Origin of the sequence: Mesonia phycicola (assembly GCF_900141885.1) — a bacterium.
Lineage (GTDB): Bacteria > Bacteroidota > Bacteroidia > Flavobacteriales > Flavobacteriaceae > Mesonia > Mesonia phycicola.
In genome coordinates this window covers 199,965-218,915 of the sequence record NZ_FQYY01000005.1, presented here as the reverse complement: position 1 = coordinate 218,915, position 18,951 = coordinate 199,965, and the positions used below count along the sequence as shown (strand labels likewise).

At 32.0% G+C, this 18,951-nt stretch carries 19 protein-coding genes; 5 read left to right on the top strand and 14 right to left on the bottom strand.

The window, feature by feature from the left end; translation table 11 throughout:
* Positions 1–108 precede the first annotated feature (108 nt).
* Genes BUC03_RS08965 through BUC03_RS08950 form a run of 4 tightly spaced genes read left to right on the top strand, consistent with a single transcriptional unit; the run spans position 109 to position 6,770 of the window.
* Positions 109–714 (top strand): TetR/AcrR family transcriptional regulator, encoded by a 606-nt coding sequence (locus BUC03_RS08965; RefSeq protein ID WP_073150628.1) that lies wholly within the window; start codon positions 109–111, stop codon positions 712–714.
* Entirely contained in the window at positions 711–2,078 is a 1,368-nt protein-coding gene (locus BUC03_RS08960) for a TolC family protein (protein ID WP_073150626.1), read from the top strand. The genes BUC03_RS08965 and BUC03_RS08960 overlap by 4 nt, the downstream gene beginning before the upstream one ends.
* Positions 2,079–2,080: 2 nt before the next feature.
* On the top strand, positions 2,081–3,262 hold the full coding sequence (locus BUC03_RS08955) for an efflux RND transporter periplasmic adaptor subunit (RefSeq protein ID WP_073150623.1): 1,182 nt from the start codon (positions 2,081–2,083) through the stop codon (positions 3,260–3,262).
* Between the two features lie 28 nt (positions 3,263–3,290).
* Positions 3,291–6,770, top strand: a complete 3,480-nt coding sequence (locus BUC03_RS08950) for an efflux RND transporter permease subunit (protein WP_073150620.1) — start codon at positions 3,291–3,293, stop codon at positions 6,768–6,770.
* 78 nt (positions 6,771–6,848) lie between these two features.
* Here BUC03_RS08950 and BUC03_RS08945 read toward each other — a convergent pair whose 3' ends face one another.
* The 11 genes from BUC03_RS08945 to BUC03_RS08895 form a co-directional block, all read right to left on the bottom strand.
* Entirely contained in the window at positions 6,849–7,754 is a 906-nt protein-coding gene (locus tag BUC03_RS08945) for a DUF3078 domain-containing protein (RefSeq protein ID WP_073150618.1), read from the bottom strand.
* 80 nt (positions 7,755–7,834) lie between these two features.
* Entirely contained in the window at positions 7,835–8,344 is a 510-nt protein-coding gene (locus BUC03_RS08940) for a DUF2480 family protein (protein ID WP_073151029.1), read from the bottom strand.
* Positions 8,345–8,416: 72 nt separating this feature from the next.
* On the bottom strand, positions 8,417–8,743 hold the full coding sequence (locus BUC03_RS08935; RefSeq protein WP_073150615.1) for an SUF system Fe-S cluster assembly protein: 327 nt from the start codon (positions 8,741–8,743) through the stop codon (positions 8,417–8,419).
* A gap of 4 nt (positions 8,744–8,747) precedes the next feature.
* Positions 8,748–9,125: a SufE family protein gene (locus tag BUC03_RS08930; protein ID WP_073151026.1), complete on the bottom strand. Its 378-nt coding sequence runs from the start codon at positions 9,123–9,125 to the stop codon at positions 8,748–8,750.
* A gap of 50 nt (positions 9,126–9,175) precedes the next feature.
* On the bottom strand, positions 9,176–9,658 hold the full coding sequence (locus BUC03_RS08925) for an META domain-containing protein (protein ID WP_073150612.1): 483 nt from the start codon (positions 9,656–9,658) through the stop codon (positions 9,176–9,178).
* A gap of 28 nt (positions 9,659–9,686) precedes the next feature.
* Positions 9,687–10,910 carry an aminotransferase class V-fold PLP-dependent enzyme gene (locus BUC03_RS08920; protein ID WP_073150610.1) on the bottom strand — a complete coding sequence of 408 codons (1,224 nt, stop codon included), beginning with the start codon at positions 10,908–10,910 and terminating at the stop codon, positions 9,687–9,689.
* A 21-nt stretch (positions 10,911–10,931) separates the two neighbouring features.
* On the bottom strand, positions 10,932–12,245 hold the full coding sequence (sufD, locus tag BUC03_RS08915) for a Fe-S cluster assembly protein SufD (protein ID WP_073150607.1): 1,314 nt from the start codon (positions 12,243–12,245) through the stop codon (positions 10,932–10,934).
* A 47-nt stretch (positions 12,246–12,292) separates the two neighbouring features.
* Positions 12,293–13,048 (bottom strand): Fe-S cluster assembly ATPase SufC, encoded by a 756-nt coding sequence (gene sufC, locus BUC03_RS08910; RefSeq protein ID WP_073150604.1) that lies wholly within the window; start codon positions 13,046–13,048, stop codon positions 12,293–12,295.
* Between the two features lie 13 nt (positions 13,049–13,061).
* Complete coding sequence (locus tag BUC03_RS08905; RefSeq protein WP_073150601.1) at positions 13,062–13,469, bottom strand: hypothetical protein; 408 nt, start codon at positions 13,467–13,469, stop codon at positions 13,062–13,064.
* An 11-nt stretch (positions 13,470–13,480) separates the two neighbouring features.
* On the bottom strand, positions 13,481–14,929 hold the full coding sequence (gene sufB / locus BUC03_RS08900) for a Fe-S cluster assembly protein SufB (RefSeq protein ID WP_073150598.1): 1,449 nt from the start codon (positions 14,927–14,929) through the stop codon (positions 13,481–13,483).
* Between the two features lie 20 nt (positions 14,930–14,949).
* Positions 14,950–15,279 carry a HesB/IscA family protein gene (locus BUC03_RS08895; RefSeq protein WP_073150596.1) on the bottom strand — a complete coding sequence of 110 codons (330 nt, stop codon included), beginning with the start codon at positions 15,277–15,279 and terminating at the stop codon, positions 14,950–14,952.
* 244 nt (positions 15,280–15,523) lie between these two features.
* On the opposite strand from BUC03_RS08895, the gene thiL reads away from it, so the two are divergent.
* On the top strand, positions 15,524–16,582 hold the full coding sequence (gene thiL, locus BUC03_RS08890; RefSeq protein ID WP_073150593.1) for a thiamine-phosphate kinase: 1,059 nt from the start codon (positions 15,524–15,526) through the stop codon (positions 16,580–16,582).
* 57 nt (positions 16,583–16,639) lie between these two features.
* On the opposite strand, the gene BUC03_RS08885 is transcribed toward thiL, so the two are convergent.
* The 3 genes from BUC03_RS08885 to BUC03_RS08875 form a co-directional block, all read right to left on the bottom strand.
* Entirely contained in the window at positions 16,640–17,254 is a 615-nt protein-coding gene (locus BUC03_RS08885) for a DUF6705 family protein (RefSeq protein WP_143159169.1), read from the bottom strand.
* Positions 17,255–17,273: 19 nt separating this feature from the next.
* Positions 17,274–17,915: a hypothetical protein gene (locus BUC03_RS08880; protein ID WP_073150586.1), complete on the bottom strand. Its 642-nt coding sequence runs from the start codon at positions 17,913–17,915 to the stop codon at positions 17,274–17,276.
* Between the two features lie 256 nt (positions 17,916–18,171).
* Positions 18,172–18,696, bottom strand: a complete 525-nt coding sequence (locus BUC03_RS08875; RefSeq protein ID WP_143159168.1) for a hypothetical protein — start codon at positions 18,694–18,696, stop codon at positions 18,172–18,174.
* Between the last annotated feature and the right edge of the window lie 255 nt (positions 18,697–18,951).

The window sequence follows — 18,951 nt, the reverse complement described above, 5'->3', positions numbered from 1 at the left end:
ATAAATAAGCGATTTTAAAATACTCACATAAAGATAATATGAATTCTAAAAAAAAACTAAGGAAACCCTATTGGTATTTAAAGTTTCCATATTACTTTTGCAAACGCTATGAAAGAAAAAATTTTAAATACCGCGACAGAAATGTTTTTAACCCTTGGGTTTAAAAGCATCACTATGAATGACATTGCCGAAAAATTAAGTATTTCAAAAAAAACCATCTACGCACATTACCCTAATAAAGAAAAGCTTGTAGAAACTTGTGTCATGGAGCTTTTTAACATTATTACTAATGGAATAGACAAAATTATAGAAGAAAACCATAACCCCATTGATGAGCTATTACTTATTCATGAATATATTTTAAAAAGACTCAAAGAAGAAAAAGCTTCGCCACAATTTCAATTATGCAAGTATTACCCAAAAATTGAAGAAAAGTTAAAAGCTAGAAAAATAGAAAATATGCGAAAATGCATAGGTAACAATCTTAAAAGAGGGAAAGAAGAAGGTCTTTACAGAGAAAGTATTGAAATAGAAATTGTTCAGAATTTTTACTTTATGACATTAGAAGGCATTAAAAACAGTGATTATTTTCCTATAGAAAAATACACTATACCGTTTTTAGTAGATCATTTTTTAGAATACCATTTTAGAGCAATAGCCTCAGAAAAAGGATTAAAATACATTAATAACCTAAACCATAACTGCCACTCATGAAAATACGCCTAAGTTGTTTTCTTTTGCTTTTTAGCTGTATACTACAAGCGCAAGAAACTAAAGAAAACTATAAATTTAGCTTAAAAGAAGCCATAACTTTTGCTTTAGATAGTAGCTATACTGCTATAAATGCTAAAAGAGATATTGCTGCTGCTGCAAAAAAGAAATGGGAAACCACTGCTGCTGGTTTACCACAAATTAATGCTAGTGTAGATTACCAAAACAACTTAAAACAGCCCGTAACACTAATACCTTCTGAATTTTTTGGAGGTACAGCAGGTACTTATTCCCCAGTAATTTTTGGTACTAAACAAAGTCTTTCTGCAACTGCAACAGCCACTCAACTTTTATTTGATGGCTCTTACATTGTAGGGGTTAGAGCTGCTAAAACTTTTGAAAAATACACTACTACCAATGCAGAAAAAACAGCCCTAGAAATTAGAAAAGACGTTATAGACGCTTACGGAAATGTGTTATTAGCCCAAGAAAGTGCTAAAATTTTAAAATACAATAAAGAAAAACTAAATGATAATTTAGAAGAAACCCGTAAAATATACGAAAACGGACTTCAAGAAGAAGAAAGTGTAGAACAACTACAGATTACTTTTTTACAAGTAAGCAATGATTTAAACAACGCAAATAGATTAGTTGCAATTGCACAAGATGCTCTAAAACTAACCTTAGGCATACCGTTAGAAAAATCTGTAGAATTAGTAGATTCTCTAGAAAGTTTAGTTGAAGAAAATATTAGCTTAACACTACTTAATTCTGATATTAATATTGAAGACAATTTAGATTACCAGTTAGCTAATGTACAAATTGAACAAAGAGAACATGAACTAGATTTACAAAGATCTAAAGCATTACCTAGTTTATCTACATTTCTAAATTATGGCACTAGTGCTTATACTCAAGAATTTACTTTTTTTGATAGCAGTCAAGAATACTTTCAATCTTCTATTTGGGGGGTAAGTTTAAACATTCCTATTTTTAGTTCACTTAAAAGAAGTGCACAAACCGCACAAGCTAGAATAGCATTAGATCAAGCTGAAACTCAATTTAAAGAAGCAAAAGCTCAAATTAAATTGGGAATGACAAAAGCTAAAAATGATTATCAATACGCTATAGACAAGTATAGAATTAAAGAACAAAATTTAGATTTAGCAGAACGTATAGAAAATAAAAATGAAATTAAATTTTCTGAAGGTATTGCTACTAGTTTTGAGCTGAGACAAGCACAAACACAACTTTACGCTGCACAGCAAGAATTATTACAGTCTATGCTAGAGGTTCTTAATGCTAAAGCAGAATTAGAAACTCTATTAAACACACCAAACCTTAACTTTACCAATTCTCAACAATAATCATGAAAAATTATATACTAATCATCATCGCTTCAATGGTTGTTAGCGCTTGCGGTAACAAAGAAGAAAAATCTTTTGAAAAAGCTTTAGAATCTAACGATCTTACCAAAATAAGACAAAAAAGAACTGAGCTAGTTTCTCAACAAGAAAACATAAACTCTAAAATTAAAGAGCTAGACACTAAAATTTCTAAGCTAGATACGGTTAAAAAAATTCCATTAGTAACCACTATTCAAGCAATTGAAGAAAATTTTGAACACCAATTAGAATTACAAGGTAATATTACTACCCAACAAGTACTTACTATATACCCAGAATACAGCGGTATTCTTACCGAAGTATATGTTAACGAAGGTGACCAAGTTAAAAAAGGGCAACTTTTAGCAAAAATTGATGATGGTGGCCTTGGCTCACAATTAGCAAAGTTAAAAATTCAAGAAGAATTAGCTAAAACTACTTACGAGAGACAAAAACGTCTTTGGGACCAAAACATTGGTAGTGAAATCACATTTTTACAAGCAGAGTCTAATTACAAAGCTCAACAAAAAGCGGTAAGCCAATTGCAACAACAAATTGGTAAAACTCAAATTCGCGCACCATTCACAGGTACTATTGACGATGTAATTACAGAGCAAGGAAATGTAGTATCTCCAGGACAATCTCCATTAATCAGAATTGTAAACTTAGATAACATGTACATTGAAACTAATGTACCAGAGCGTTATATAGAAAGTGTTACTAAAGGTAAAAAAACAGAAGTTTTTATTCCGGTGCTTAACAAAACTATAGAAACCAAAATAAAACAAGTTGCCAATTATGTAGACCCAAGCAACAGAACTTTTAAAGTAGAGATTGATGTACCAAACAAAGAGAAAAACATCAAACCTAATTTAACTGCAAAAGTGAGAATAAATGATTACTCTAGTGAAAAAGCAATTTTAATTCCGCAAAGTATCATTTCTGAAAATGCTAATGGAGAACAGTATGTTTACGTAGTAAAAAATGCAAATGATAAAAATATTGGAAACGCCAATAGAACCATTATTGAAACAGGAAAAATACAAGGAGATGTAGTAGAAGTTACTAAAGGACTTCAAAAAGACGATTTAATCATTAACGAAGGAGCCAGAAGCGTTAAAGATGGGCAATCGGTAGAGATGATTTCTTATGAAGAAAGCAAGTAACTTTCTAAATTTCTTAAAGTAAATAAACATGACAGACAATAAAAATCAAGTTGATAAGGAATTTAAATTATCATCCTGGGCCATCAACAATAAGACTACCATCTATGTTTTAATATTGGTAATCTTCTATCTAGGTATCTCGTCTTTTTTCGATATGCCAAGAGAAAATTTCCCTGAAGTAAACGAAACTAAAATTTACGTTAGTACCATTTACCCAGGTAACACTGCAGAAGATATTGAAAAACTAGTAATAGACCCACTAGAAGATCAACTAAAAACTGTTAGTAATGTAGTTGAAATCACCTCTACCTCTCAAGAAGATTACGGGATGATTATGGTAGAGTTTGACGAAGATATTTCTGTAGAAAAAGCCAAACAAAAAGTAAAAGACGAGATAGATACAGAAACTTCAAGCGAAGACTGGCCTACCTTTAATGGCGCTAAAGTAGAGCCAGATGTTTTTGAGCTTAGTTTATCTGAAGAAATGCCTATTCTTAATATTAATATCTCTGGAGATTACACTATTGAGAAATTAAAAGAATTTGCAGAATACCTTCAAGATGATATTGAAGACTTAAACGAAATTAAAGAAGCCTCTATTCGTGGTGCACAAGAAAAAGAGGTAGAAGTCGCCGTAGATATTTATAAAATGATGGCTGCTAAAGTTACTTTTAGCGACATTATTAACAGTATTAATGCAGGTAATGTTACTCTATCTGCAGGTAATATAAAAGCTAGCGGACAAAGACGAACCATTAGAATTTTAGGAGAAATAGAAGACCCTAAAGAACTAAATAATTTTGTAGTAAAATCTGAAAACGGAAAACCTATTTACCTTAGAGATGTAGCAAGTGTAAGTTTTAAAGAAGAAGACAAAACCACCTACGCTAGAGAATTTGGAAAGCCTGTGGTAATGCTAGATGTAAAGAAAAGAGCAGGTAAAAACATGGTAGATGCTGCAGAGCAGGTAAGAGAAATAGTAGCAAACGCACAAGAAAACGAGTTTCCTGCAGATGTACAAGTAACTATAGCTAACGACCAGTCTTCTGTTACCATTGGGCAAGTAGATGACTTGGTTAACAACATTATTTTTGGAGTGCTATTAGTAGTAACCGTACTAATGTTTTTCTTAGGATTCAAAAATGCAATTTTTGTAGGCTTTGCTATACCAATGTCTATGTTTATGTCTTTAATGTTGTTAGAAGCATTAGGGTACACTCTAAACACCATGGTTTTATTTGGTTTAATTATGGGATTAGGAATGCTGGTAGATAATGGTATTGTAGTAGTAGAAAATGTTTACCGTCTTATGGAAGAAGAAGGCATGAACAGAATGGAAGCTGCTAAAAAAGGTATTGGAGAAATTGCTTTTCCTATTATAATTTCTACCGCTACCACAGTTGCCGCGTTTATTCCGCTAGGTTTGTGGCCAGGAATTATGGGTGAATTTATGATTATTTTACCTATTACTTTATCTACCGTACTCGGGTCGTCATTATTTGTAGCCATTTTCTTCAATTCGGTTTTGGTTTCAGATTTTATGACTATTGAAGATAAAGATATGCCTATAAAACGCATTGTTATTCTTACCGTATGTATGGCCATAATAGGTGTTTTAATTCTTATTATGGGTGGCGTATACCAAGCACTTGGTACGCTTATGGTGTTTACTGCTATCATGCTTTGGGTATACAGATTATTTCTTAGAAAATGGGCCAATAGTTTTCAAACTAAAACTCTTGTAAAACTAGAAAACTGGTACGAACGTCAACTAAGAAAATCTCTTACTGGCAAAAAACCATACATTCTATCAATAGGTACTTTTCTATTACTTATTTTATCTTTTGTAGCCTTTGGGATTTCTTTGGGGCAAAAACGTACTAAAATAGAGTTTTTCCCAGACAATAAGCCAAATCAAATTATTGTTTATATAGAGTACCCACAAGGTACTTCAATAGAAAAGACAAATGCTATTACCAAAAAAATAGAACAACGTGTTTTTAAGGTGCTTGATAATGATGAGTATAAAAATGGTGACTATAACTTTATGGTAGAAAGCGCAGTTTCTCAAGTAGGAGAAGGTGCTGGTAACCCACAAACAGATGGAGGTTCTTCTGCAGAAATGCCACATAAAGGAAAAATTACCGCTTCTATGCGTGAGTTTAAATTTAGACAAGGAAAAGACAGTGAAGTTCTTAGACAAAAGGTACAAGAAGCCCTTACAGGTATATACCCAGGAGTTTTAATCTCAGTAGAAAAAGATCAAAACGGTCCTCCAGCAGGTTCTCCAATCAATATTGAAATTCAAGGAAATGATTATAATGAATTAATCAATACTGCTGAAAATATGCGTGAATTTATCAACTCTAAAAACATACAAGGGATTGATGAATTGAAAATTGATGTTAATAAAGACAAACCTAGCATGCGTATTGAAATAGATCGTGAAAAAGCAGGTGAATTAGGTATTAGTGCTTCTCAAATTGGACAACAATTAAGAAACTCTATTTTCGGATCTAAAGCAGGTATTTACAAAGAAGATGGAGACGATTATGATATTTATGTTCGTTTTAATGAAGAAAATAGATATAATAGAAGTGCTTTATTTAACCAAAATATTACATTTAGAGATAATACCGGACAGGTGAAAAGTGTACCGTTATCTACTGTAGCAACTTACAAAAACACCTCTGGGTTTAGCGCCATTAAGCACAAAGACACTAAACGTATAGTTACTGTTTACTCTGCATTGGCTCCTGGATTTACAGATGCTGGCGCAATTGTGACTCAGATACAAGACGAAATGAAAGGTTTTGAAAATATGTCTGACGATGTACACGTAGATTACACTGGGCAAATAGAAGAACAGAACAAGCAAATGGCTTTCTTAGTAGGTGCATTTTTTACTGGACTGGCTTTAATCTTCTTTATTTTAATATTCCAATTTAATTCAATTTCTAAACCAACTATAATCATGTTGGCAATTTTCTTAAGCTTTATTGGTGTATTTGGAGGTTTAGTAATTAGCGGAGAAGCTTTTGTAATTATGATGACTATGGTAGGGATCATTTCTTTAGCCGGAGTTGTAGTAAATAATGGAGTAGTGTTATTAGATTATGCGCAGCTTATTGTAGATAGAAAAAAACTAAAACTTGGTTTAGGTGAGAAAGAATACTTGAGCACTCCAGACCTTTTTGAAAGTGTAGTTGAAGCTGGTAAAGCTCGTTTAAGACCTGTATTACTAACAGCTATTACCACCATTTTAGGACTTATACCATTATCTATAGGGTTTAACCTTAACTTTTTCACCTTATTTTCTGAGTTAGATGCAAATATCTACTTTGGTGGAGATAACGTAATTTTCTGGGGACCTTTAGCTAAAACTGTTATTTATGGTTTGTTTATTGCAACTTTCTTGACCTTAATTATTGTTCCTGTTTTATACTTCTTAGTTACTAAATTTAAAATGTGGTTACAGATAAAAATGAATAAAAATACAGTAAGTTAAATTTCACTTGCTTGTATTATAGTAACAAAAAAAGGCTTCTCAATATGAGAAGCCTTTTTTAATTATATTGTAGTAAAATTATTTTACTGGGTTAATGTTGTAAGTAAAACCAACACCTAAAACTTCTCTAATTTGAAATGCTCCTACTGCATTATCATCATAAATCGCTTGGAAAACAAAGTTAGCAGAAAGATAATCGTTTACCTTCATGTTAAGTTGACCTGTGTAATCTATATCAACATTTTGAGGGTTTTCTAAATAGTTAGAGTAAAGGTTTAATGTATTTTCCATAAAAACATTTTCTACCACCTTAAATTTAGCGTATCCGCTAAGAGATGCACCAAATTCAAAACGCATAGTTTCTCCTTCATCTACACCAAAATAGTCACCATCTACATAACCTGCTGTAGTTGTAAACTTATCGCTTACAAATATAAATCTTGCAGTAGCTGGAGCTATGTTAACTCTAAAGTTTTCATTTTTTTTCCATAACATGCCCGGACCAACTTGTAAATAACCTGGAGACATAAAACGTGTTGTTTCTTCTCTTACAGAGTCATCATCACTATCATACTCATAACCTTTAGCAAATTGAGTTCTAAAGTTTACAAATGCAGAATAGTACCAATTAGAGTCGTTAATCTCCCAACCAGCTATAGAGTTAAGCTCTAAACGGTCATTTGTTTTTCTTGTATATTCTTGGTCTTTAATTTTAGTTAAACCAAAGTCTCCTAAAAAACTGTTATCCCAAGTAAAATTATCTTTGTTGTAATTTAAACTGTAACTAATTGTTGCATTCCCTGCGTAGTTTGAAGTACCACCACCTTGCCATTCTGCATTAAAAGCAGCTTGATTAAATAATAAAGAAAACGTACCAGAACCAACCCAACCTTGTTTTGGCTCATCTCCATTTTGTTCTTCATCTTGAGAAAAACCAATTTGAGTAGCTAGCAATGCCAATGCAATAAATAATAATTTTTTCATAATTATAATTTTATATTTTAAAAATCGGCAACAAAGGTAAACTTATTTGTTAATAGCTCACTAAAAGATTTTTAAATATGCTATTTTTTCTGTTTAAATAAAGGCACAGAAGAGCAAGCTTCACCAAACATTATACTTTTTGCTACCAACTGCAGCTTTTGTATTATTTGCAAATAGGCATTATCTGGCACAGGTTTTTTAGAGCAACCTTTGATAATTACTGGTAAGCCTTTGTACTCATCTACTTCTATTTTTGAAATAATATCTTGATAAATACTAGTTTCTAGTTCTTTTTTATCTCCTAGCACTATTTTTTTTGCAAATGGCTGTAAGGCAGTTGTAATAAGCATATAAGCCCAAACAGGGATAATTGCATCTGTAGTACAGGTTAGCGCTAGGTATTTATCTTTGTACTGTGACCAGTCATGGTTTTTCACTTCATCTCTAAACTCTTTTTCACGCAATACAAAACCTTGAAATAACCAATCTTTAATATCAAAAACTACCCGCTCTCCAGCAGGATAATAATCTTCTAGATCAAAAGTTTTTAATTTACTTTGAGCAACTCTATTTACAATTTCTTTTTCCATCTTTTTACCAATTAGAAAGCCGAAAATTAATTCGGCTTGCATATATTATTCGTTTAACTATTTAGAGAAAGTTTAAAGCATCCCTAATTCTAGCTTTGCTTCTTCACTCATTAAATCTTGTGTCCAAGGCGGATCAAAAGTTAATTCTAGTTCTACATTATTTACACTATCTAATGACTTTACTTTTTCTTCTACCTCTTGCGGCATTGTTTCTGCTACAGGGCAGTTTGGTGTAGTTAGAGTCATTAATATTTTTACATCGTAGTCTTCATTTACAAAAACATCGTAAATTAAACCAAGCTCGTAAATATCTACTGGGATTTCTGGATCGTAAATAGTTTTTAAAACCTTTACAATTTTCTCTCCCAACTCGTTAGTATCTATTTCTTCTACAGACATAATTTTAATTTACTTTGGTTTGGTATGCCAAAGCATACATTTTAATTTGTTTAATCATACTTACCAAACCATTTGCTCTGGTTGGTGATAAATGTTCTTTTAGACCGATCTCATCTATAAAATCTGTATCGGTTTCTAAAATAGTATTTGGTGCTTGATTAGAAAATACTCTTATTAAAATTGCAATAATTCCTTTGGTAATAATTGCGTCACTATCTGCTGTAAAAACTACCAAACCATCTTTCATATCTGCGTGAACCCAAACTTTACTTTGGCACCCTTTAATAATATGATCTTCGTTTTTATATTGCTCATCAATAAGTGGAAGCGATTTACCAAGCTCTATCATATACTCATAGCGCTGCATCCAATCATCAAACATTGCAAATTCATCTACAATCTCTTCCTTTATTTCTTTAATATTACTCAAAATTAATCTTTAATTTTAAATTTCATTAATACTTCATCATCTTCGTTAAGAAACTGAATGGTATATCCCTTATAATTAAATTTTTCAGTTTCTTCTAGAGATTTTAAAAACTGACTTTCAAACTCCATTCCTTCTGCACACATTTTCTTTGTAGATACCATTTTATCAAAAGATATATTTCCATCTTCCATAGTAAAACTTCCACTAAAATTATTGCATCCTGAAAATCCTGAAATTCGATTTTCTTCTACATTTAAATTAAAATGTGGCTTGTATTTCTCTGCAGAAGTCTCTCCTATACTTAAAGTAAAATACTCTCCAGATTCTAGTGGTCTAATATTTTTTTCAACTTTTGGTTGTGTTTCCTCTACAACTTCTACCGTGTTTTCTACCTCTTTACTCTTTTCTTCTTTATTATCTGCAGTTTCTTTACAAGCTGTTACTGTAAAAATAATTAGTAAAAAAGCTATATATCTTAGTTTCATAATGGATATTAATTTCTAAATTTAAAATTTAAGATAACATAATTTTAGCACGCTTTACACTTGCTACAAATGCATCAATCTCTTCTTTTGTATTATAGAATGCAAAAGATGCTCTAACTGTACCTGGTATTTTATAAAAATCCATAATAGGTTGCGCACAGTGATGCCCTGTTCTTACTGCTATCCCTAACTTATCTATAATTGTACCAATATCGTAAGGGTGAATCCCTTCTATATTAAATGAAATTACAGCGGTTTTCTCTTTAGAAGTACCATAAATTGTAACTCCTTCTATTTCTAGAAGCTGTTTTGTTGCATACTCTAAAAGTTCGTGTTCATAAGCTGCAATTGCTTCAAAACTAATTTCATTTAAATAATCTATAGCCTTACCAAAAGCAATACCTCCACAAATATTTGGAGTACCTGCTTCAAATTTATGTGGTAAGCCTGCGTAGGTAGTTTTTTCAAAAGTTACTTGGTCTATCATCTCACCACCACCTTGGTAGGGTGGTAATTTGTTTAACCATTCTTCTTTACCGTAAAGAACTCCTACTCCTGTTGGCCCGCACATTTTGTGACCAGAAACCACATAAAAATCTACATCTAATGCTTGAACATCTGCTTTAATATGTGGTGCTGCTTGAGCTCCATCTATTAATACTGCGGCTCCTTTTTTATGCGCTTCTGTAATAATAGTTTTTATAGGGTTTACTGTACCCAATGCGTTAGAGACGTGATTTACAAATACTAATTTTGTTTGAGCAGAAAGTAAATCTTGAAAAGCAGCCATATCAAGCTCTCCCGAATTTGTCATTGGGATTACTTTTAAAATAGCTCCTGTTTTTTCACACAACATTTGCCAAGGTACAATATTAGAGTGGTGCTCTAAAGCAGATACAATTACCTCATCTCCTTTTTTTAATTCTGAAGCAAAACCACTTGCTACTAAATTTATACCGTGAGTGGTACCTGAGGTAAATATAATTTCTTCTTTTTTGGCTGCATTAAAATGAGCTCTTAACGTTTCTCTTGCCTCTTCATAAGCATCTGTAGCTTCTTGTGAAAGTGTATGCACTCCACGGTGAATATTTGCGTTGTAGTTTTCATAATAATCTACAATAGCATGAATTACCTGACTTGGAGTTTGTGAAGTTGCTGCATTATCAAAATACACTAACGGATGTCCGTTTACTTTACGAGAAAGTATAGGGAAATCTGCTCGTATTTTTTCTATGTTGAATGAGTTGCTCATAAAATGATTTAAAATCCAGATTTATAAATCGAAGCCTAAGTTTACATTTAACTTATTGGCTATTAACTTATTTATTCTTTTTTGTAACTCTGGTATTTTTACACTTTCTAAAACATTATTAGCAAAAGCGTACATAAGTAAAGCTCTTGCTTCTTTAGCAGGAATACCACGAGATTTCATGTAAAACAAAGCATCTTCATCTAACTGTCCAATAGTACAACCGTGACTACATTTAACATCATCTGCAAAAATCTCTAATTGAGGTTTAGAGTTGATAGTAGCTTTATCACTAATTAAAATATTGTTGTTACTCTGAAAAGCGTTTGTTTTCTGTGCTTCTTTTTCTACAAGAACCTTACCATTAAAAACACCTACTGCTTTATCATCAAAAATACCTTTGTAGTCTTGGTGACTTTCACAATTTGGCTCTATATGATGAACTAATGTATTATGATCTACGTGTTGTTTATCTTCTATAATAGTAACTCCTTTCATGGTAGAGTCTATGCGCTCTCCATTCTGGAAAAACTGTAAATTATTACGAGTTATTTTTCCTCCAAAAGAAAATGTATGTACAGAGCAGTTACTCTCTCCTTTTTGATCTACGTAAGTACTATCTATTAAAGAAGCACTAGAATGATCATTCTGGATTTTGTAATAATCTACCATTGCTCTTTTTTCTGCATAAATTTCAGTAACAGAATTAGTGAATACAGAATTTTCTGTCAAGCTTTGGTGACGCTCTATAATTTGAACGTGAGAGTTTTCTCCTACTATTACTAAATTTCTTGGCTGAAGCATAAGTGCAGACTCATTTCCTGTAGAGAAATTTAAAATCTGAATAGGCTTATCTGCCAATGTATTTTTAGGTATATTAATAAAAGCTCCTTCTTTAGAGAAAGCAGTATTTAAACTGTTTAAACTAGTTGCAGGTGCAATTTTATTAAAGTAATTATCTATAATTGGCTTGTACTTGTCTTTAGTTAAAGCTGAAGACATTAAACAAACATCTATTTTATCATGCGTAGTGTTAGATAGATGTGAAGAGTAAATCCCATCAATAAATACTACGGTATAAGTATCTATATCGTGAATAAAATATTTTTTTACATCTTTATAATCTATTGCATCTTCTTTTTTAGGAAAAATGCTATAATCTTCTTTTAAAACTGAGTTTAGAGAAGTGTATTTCCAGTCTTCTTCTTTTTTAGAAGGAAAACCAAGGCTTTCAAAATTCTTCATAGCGGCACTTCTAATGTTATGAATGTCGCTATTTACATCTACGTTCTCTTCAAAAGCGAAGAATGAAGAAATTAATTTATCTTTTAATTCCATGTTAATTTGTATTTTGGGTTAAAGTGATTTAGAGAATAGTGTGGTTTTTATACCGCTTTTAACTCTTCTTTAATCCAATCATAACCGTGCTCTTCTAATTTGTGAGCAAGCTCTTTACCTCCAGATTTTACAATTTTACCGTTTAATAAAACGTGTACGTAATCTGGCACGATATAATCTAACAAACGTTGGTAATGCGTAATTACTAATACAGCATTATCTTTAGTTTTTAATTTATTTACCCCGTTAGAAACAATTCTTAACGCATCAATATCTAAACCAGAATCTGTTTCATCTAGAATAGCTAATTTTGGCTCTAACATTGCCATTTGAAAAATCTCGTTACGTTTTTTCTCTCCTCCAGAAAATCCTTCATTTAAAGATCTAGACAAAAACTTTCTATCCATATCTAGCAACTCAGATTTTTCTCTAATCATTTTCAACATATCTTTAGCAGGCATGTCTTCTAAACCTTTGGCTTTACGATTTTCATTAATCGCAGTTTTCATAAAGTTAGTTACAGAAACACCTGGAATTTCTACAGGATATTGAAAAGATAAGAAAAGACCTTTATGAGCTCTTTCTTCTGCTTCTAATTCTGAAATTTCTTCGTTATCAAAAATAATTTCTCCTTCTGTTTGCTCATACTCTTCTTTCCCTGCAATTACACTTGCCAATGTACTTTTACCAGAACCATTTGGCCCCATAATAGCATGAACTTCTCCAGCTTTTACTTCTAGATTAATTCCTTTTAAAATCTCTTTATCTTCTACACTTGCGTGTAAGTTGTTTATCTTTAACATATCTTATTCTCTTTTATTCTCCTTTAACTTTAATAGCTGCTTCTGAGGTTGGCTCAGATACTTTTATAATTTCTTTAATTTCAACAATTTCTTCCCAGCCTTCTTTATTTGGGTTTTTACTAATTAAGCCCTTTACAATTACTGGTACCATATCATAATCTTCTCTCTTAAAAGATTCTACTTGATTGGCTAATACTTGTGCCATACTATCAAGTTTCACTCCATATATAAAGCTGTTTCCTTTTAATACGGCTGCTTCTTCTGTATAAATATACTCTCCCTGCAATAAAGTATTTCTATTAATCGGGTTTGCCTTTAGAGTAGTAGTTTCTTCTACTTCTTTCTCTACTGGTTTTTCTTCATTTTTACAACTTGCTGTGATAGCAGCTACAGTAAGTAGCGTGATTATGATTTTTTTCATTGTTTAATATATTATCCTACTGAACCTTCTAATGAAATTTCTAATAATTTTTGAGCTTCTACCGCAAACTCCATTGGTAATTTATTTAACACTTCTTTGCTAAAGCCATTTACAATTAATGCAATTGCTTTTTCTGTGTCTATACCACGTTGGTTACAGTAAAATATTTGATCTTCTCCAATTTTACTAGTAGTTGCTTCGTGCTCTACTTTTGCAGATTTATTTTTTACTTCAATGTACGGAAAAGTGTGTGCTCCACATTTGTTACCCATTAATAAAGAGTCACATTGTGAGAAGTTTCTTGCATTCTCTGCTCTATTATTTATTTGCACTAAACCACGGTAACTATTTTGAGATTTCCCAGCAGAGATACCTTTAGAGATAATAGTACTTCTAGTATTTTTACCTAAGTGTATCATTTTAGTACCTGTATCTGCTTGTTGGTAGTTATTGGTTACTGCAATAGAATAAAACTCACCTATAGAGTTGTCTCCTTTTAATACACAGCTCGGATACTTCCAAGTAACTGCAGAACCAGTTTCTACTTGTGTCCAAGAGATTTTTGCATTTTTCTCACAAAGTCCTCTTTTGGTTACAAAGTTAAAAACTCCACCTTTACCATCTTTACCTCCTGGAAACCAGTTTTGTACCGTACTATATTTAATTTCTGCATCATCTAAAGCTATAAGCTCTACAACTGCTGCGTGTAGTTGGTTTTCATCTCTTGACGGTGCTGTACAACCTTCTAGGTAACTTACATAACTACCTTCATCTGCCACTACTAGAGTTCTTTCAAACTGACCTGTACCAGCTTGGTTAATTCTAAAATAAGTAGAAAGCTCCATTGGGCATTTTACTCCTTTTGGGATGTAACAGAAAGAACCATCACTAAAAACTGCTGAGTTTAGCGCTGCGTAGAAATTATCTTTCTGCGGAACCACTGTACCCAAATGTTTTTTCACTAATTCTGGATGTTCTTTTATTGCTTCTGAAATTGAACAGAAAATAATTCCTTTTTCTGCTAATGTTTTTTTGAAAGTTGTGGTTACAGAAACAGAATCCATTACTACATCTACCGCTACACCTGCTAGTTTTTTCTGCTCGTCTAAAGAAATCCCTAATCGTTTAAAAGTATCTAACAATTCTGGATCTACATCATCTATACTATCGTACTTAGGTTTTTTGTTGGGTGCAGAGTAGTAAGAGATGTTTTGAAAGTTAGGCTTTTCATAATTCACATTTGCCCACTCTGGCTCTTCCATTTGTTCCCAAACACGAAAAGCTTCTAACCTCCACTCTGTCATCCATTCTGGCTCTTCTTTCTTTTTAGATATTGCACGTACAATATCTTCATTTAAACCAACAGGAAAAGTATCTGACTCTATATCTGTATAAAAACCATACTCGTACTCTTTGGTTTCAAGTTCTTTCTTTAAATCGTCTTCTGTAAACTTATTCATTTCTTGTTTTCTTCTAAAAATTATAGTGAAAATGACTCTCCGCAACCGCAAGTTCTCTGCGCGTTAGGGTTGTTAAATACAAACCCTTTCCCGTTTAAACCTCCAGAAAACTCTAGTGTCGTTCCTACCAAGTATAAAAAACTGCGCTTATCTACTAAGATTTTTACCTCATTATCTTCAAAAAGCTTATCTCCTTCCACCTGTTCTTTATCAAATTTTAAATCGTAAGAAAGTCCAGAGCACCCTCCGCTCTTCACTCCTACTCTCACAAAATCTACCGCAACATCAAACCCGTCTTCAGCCATTAGCTGCGCCACTTTTGCTTTTGCTTCATTACTAACTTTTATCATAACGCAAATCGTTAATTAATTTAATTGCACAAATATACCATTTACAACCGTGAATACCATATAGCGAAACATTATTCTAATTTATTTTACAATTAGAAAATGCTATCACGCTAATAGCGGTTGCTCACACAAATATTGGTCGTAAAAAAACTAAATTCTTTTCAGAAGTAATGTTTTAATTGAAGTTAAGGTTATCGTTTTCAAAAAGCTTATTTTTGCAAACTCAAAATGAAAACGAAAAATTATGTTCGATAATAAAGAAAGTAGAACCAGCTTATCTGAATTAGGTGAATTTGGACTTATAGATCACTTAACTAAGTTTTTTGACATTAAACAAACTTCTACCAAAATTGGTATTGGCGATGATGCTGCGGTTTTAAATTTTGAAAATGACGAAGTGGTAATTACCACAGATATGCTAGTAGAAGGTGTTCATTTTGATTTGTCTTTTATGCCGTTAAAGCATTTAGGCTATAAAGCAATTATGGTAAACCTTTCTGATGTGTATGCGATGAATGCAGAGGCTACACAAGTTACCGTTTCTATTGCTGCTTCTAATAGATTTCCTGTGGAAGCATTAGAAGAATTATATGCTGGCATTTTACTAGCTTCTAAAACTTATAATATAGATGTGGTTGGTGGTGACACTACCTCTTCTACTTCTGGTTTAGTAATTAGCATTACCGCAATTGGTAGAGCTAAAAAAGAAGCTATTACTACAAGAAGCGGAGCAAAACCAAACGATTTACTTGTGGTTACCGGCGATTTAGGTGCGGCTTACATGGGATTACAAGTGCTAGAACGTGAAAAGCAAGTTTTTAAAGTAAACCCAAACTCTCAACCAGATTTAGAGCCTTACACTTATATTGTTGAGAGACAATTAAAACCTGAAGCAAGAAAAGATATTCCTGGTCTTTTGAAAGCGTTAGAAGTACAACCTACTTCTATGATTGATATTAGCGACGGACTTTCTTCTGAAATTATACACTTGTGTAAAAACTCTAAAGTTGGTGCTAATTTGTTTGAAGAAAAAATACCATTAGATCCTGCTGTTATTTCTGTTTGCGAAGAGTTTAATATAGATAGCACTACTGTTTCTTTAAGCGGAGGCGAAGATTATGAATTACTTTTCACTATTGACCAAAAAGATTTTGAAAAAATAAAAGCAAACCCTAATCTTACCGTAATTGGACATATGACGGAAGAACACGAAGGAATGCATTTAATTACCAGAGCAAACCAAAAAATCCCTATCCAATCTCGCGGATGGAATTCTTTTACAGATGCTAAGGACGAAGAATAATTTTCTTTGGCTGAAATAACAAAAAATCCCGCTTGATAGCGGGATTTTTTGTTATTGTTATTGCTTAGCCAATATTAAATTGGCTGGTATTAAAAATGACGTGTCGTCTTCTACTCCACTAGGGCATATGTTTGGGCTACCATAATCAGGCAAACCATCTACGCGGATCCATTGTAATTGGTTAGGATTCTCTCCTAAAAATTCTAAAAATAAATCTGCCTGCATAATTCTTTCACAACTAATTAAAGAGGGTTCGGCATAAGTGATTTTTATTTTATTTGTATTGTTAGCATCAATATTATTCCCACTCATTCTTGGGTTATCTCTATTGATAGTTAAAGGCAGGCTGTTGTATTTTTCTATACCATTTTCCATATACTGCATAGAGATTACTATATAGTCTTCAAAATCATCTAAATTCAAAGGAAAACCACCATTCATATCTTGGTGAGTTTCTTTTATAATTTCTAATTTTAGATAGGTATTGTTATTTGAATATACCCATACCCCTACAAATTTATCTAAATAATTATTTACATCTTTAAAATAATAAATATCATCAGATAAATTTACGGTGCACCAGTTTTCAATAGGTACTATTGTTTCGTTTTGAGCATTAACACTATAAGCAGACATTAATAGACAGATAGTTATAATATATATATATTTCATTTTTTTCTTATTAATTAATTTATATTTCTTCCCAAGTATAATTACCATTACCATCATTTAATCTTCGAAAAACCTTTATTCCTGGAATATATTTCACAAACTCAATAAAATTCATTTCAAACAAGGCTGCTTCATAAGCATCTGGACAATTATTGCACATTAATTTTGTTTCCTCCAATACATTTTTATCATATAAATTCTTAAGTGCTTGTTTGTAAGTAACCCCTTTATCTTCTAAATTAGGATTATCTATATCGGAAGCAAAATTTTCAACTTTTTGTGGGTCACCTATTCTTAAAGCGTAAAGACCTCTCCTACTTACCACAATACTTGTAATATCCTCACTGTCATCTGCACCTAAGTCTTTCTTTGTTTTATAAAAATCTGCAAACCCAAATAAATCTTGTACACTTGGGGTAGTTTCTGTTTTTAAACCACCAGAAAATATATAATTGGTATGCATGTGTATTCGCACTTTTGAATCTGCAGTAGTATTCTCATCAATATCAATATTATCTAGAACGTTCTCTTGATAAAACCACAAAGCACTCAATATAGCATGGAAACTATTTTCTAAATCAGAAGGACCTGTATAAGTCCACCCTGTATTCTTGCTCTCCACAAAGTCATGATAAGCGTTATAATTATCTTTATCTGTCAACTGAAAAATACCTTTCTTTTTATAATTCTAACCACAACTATTACTTTCATTAGAAAGAAATATTGCAAACAAGAAAACGCTAAAAGAACCAAATTTAAGAACCTTAGGAGACGATGAAAATTTAGAGCAAGAAAAAACCGACAACTAGGGTAGTTATCGGTTTCTAAAGTCTTACTTAGGACAAAACAAACAAGACTTACATGAGTAATGCTTTTCATTTATATACCTTTATCCTAGTAATTAAAATCAACAATTTTTAAGTGAATTCTTCATATTTTATCATCGTTACAAGATTGGTTGAATTATCGTATTCAATAGTAAAAACACAACAATCGCCATTATCTTTAGAAAAAAGAATAGAATAGCTACCATCATTATTTTGACCTTTAATCCACATAGAAGGTAATGAGGTAATATTATCTTGAACATTAACGCTAATACCTTTAATTTTAATCGAAGGAGTATGTAAACGGATGACAGATGGTGTCTGATTAAGCGATAAACCACTAAATTCGATGGTATTACCATCATTCAAACCGTAAATAAAAATTCTATGAAGCTCATTTATTGAACTACCCTTCTCAATTATATTATTTGGATTACCGAACAAACTGTTCATTTGAGTAATTGATCCATTGGTATTTTTGATAGTATTAAGCAAAACTCCATTAATTTCTATTGTGTTATATTCACTACTTGTAAGCGAGTTAACTGTCATTTGACCTCTACTCAAATTTACAGAAAAGGTTATAAGTATTAATATTAATAATTTCGTTTTCATATTATTCACAGTTATTTGTTATTGTGTTTCCGTTATCATCTATTTCGGTTGTTAAGAAATCTCTTGAATCGATGCTATTATTATCGCTTTCCTTTAAATCATCTTTTTGACAAGCAAAAAAAAATAAAGAAGAGAGGGGAGGGATTAATAATTTTTGATCATAAATAAAGTATTAGTTTACTTAGATTTATGATTTTACGATTGAGGGGGACAGCATACAAATGCCAAACGAAAAATCTTAACGTAACGTATATA

What these genes read in the sequence shown, in the direction of transcription:
- sufC (WP_073150604.1), bottom strand. Translation starts at nt 13,048, where the DNA reads ATGTTAAAGATAAACAACTTACACGCAAGTGTAGAAGATAAAGAGATT.
- sufD (WP_073150607.1), bottom strand. Translation starts at nt 12,245, where the DNA reads ATGGAATTAAAAGATAAATTAATTTCTTCATTCTTCGCTTTTGAAGAG.
- sufB (WP_073150598.1), bottom strand. Translation starts at nt 14,929, where the DNA reads ATGAATAAGTTTACAGAAGACGATTTAAAGAAAGAACTTGAAACCAAA.
- BUC03_RS08925 (WP_073150612.1), bottom strand. Translation starts at nt 9,658, where the DNA reads ATGAAACTAAGATATATAGCTTTTTTACTAATTATTTTTACAGTAACA.
- BUC03_RS08885 (WP_143159169.1), bottom strand. Translation starts at nt 17,254, where the DNA reads ATGAAATATATATATATTATAACTATCTGTCTATTAATGTCTGCTTAT.
- BUC03_RS08875 (WP_143159168.1), bottom strand. Translation starts at nt 18,696, where the DNA reads ATGAAAACGAAATTATTAATATTAATACTTATAACCTTTTCTGTAAAT.
- BUC03_RS08950 (WP_073150620.1), top strand. Translation starts at nt 3,291, where the DNA reads ATGACAGACAATAAAAATCAAGTTGATAAGGAATTTAAATTATCATCC.
- BUC03_RS08935 (WP_073150615.1), bottom strand. Translation starts at nt 8,743, where the DNA reads ATGTCTGTAGAAGAAATAGATACTAACGAGTTGGGAGAGAAAATTGTA.
- BUC03_RS08955 (WP_073150623.1), top strand. Translation starts at nt 2,081, where the DNA reads ATGAAAAATTATATACTAATCATCATCGCTTCAATGGTTGTTAGCGCT.
- BUC03_RS08905 (WP_073150601.1), bottom strand. Translation starts at nt 13,469, where the DNA reads ATGAAAAAAATCATAATCACGCTACTTACTGTAGCTGCTATCACAGCA.
- BUC03_RS08895 (WP_073150596.1), bottom strand. Translation starts at nt 15,279, where the DNA reads ATGATAAAAGTTAGTAATGAAGCAAAAGCAAAAGTGGCGCAGCTAATG.
- thiL (WP_073150593.1), top strand. Translation starts at nt 15,524, where the DNA reads ATGTTCGATAATAAAGAAAGTAGAACCAGCTTATCTGAATTAGGTGAA.
- BUC03_RS08920 (WP_073150610.1), bottom strand. Translation starts at nt 10,910, where the DNA reads ATGAGCAACTCATTCAACATAGAAAAAATACGAGCAGATTTCCCTATA.
- BUC03_RS08960 (WP_073150626.1), top strand. Translation starts at nt 711, where the DNA reads ATGAAAATACGCCTAAGTTGTTTTCTTTTGCTTTTTAGCTGTATACTA.
- BUC03_RS08965 (WP_073150628.1), top strand. Translation starts at nt 109, where the DNA reads ATGAAAGAAAAAATTTTAAATACCGCGACAGAAATGTTTTTAACCCTT.
- BUC03_RS08930 (WP_073151026.1), bottom strand. Translation starts at nt 9,125, where the DNA reads ATGTTTGATGATTGGATGCAGCGCTATGAGTATATGATAGAGCTTGGT.
- BUC03_RS08945 (WP_073150618.1), bottom strand. Translation starts at nt 7,754, where the DNA reads ATGAAAAAATTATTATTTATTGCATTGGCATTGCTAGCTACTCAAATT.
- BUC03_RS08940 (WP_073151029.1), bottom strand. Translation starts at nt 8,344, where the DNA reads ATGGAAAAAGAAATTGTAAATAGAGTTGCTCAAAGTAAATTAAAAACT.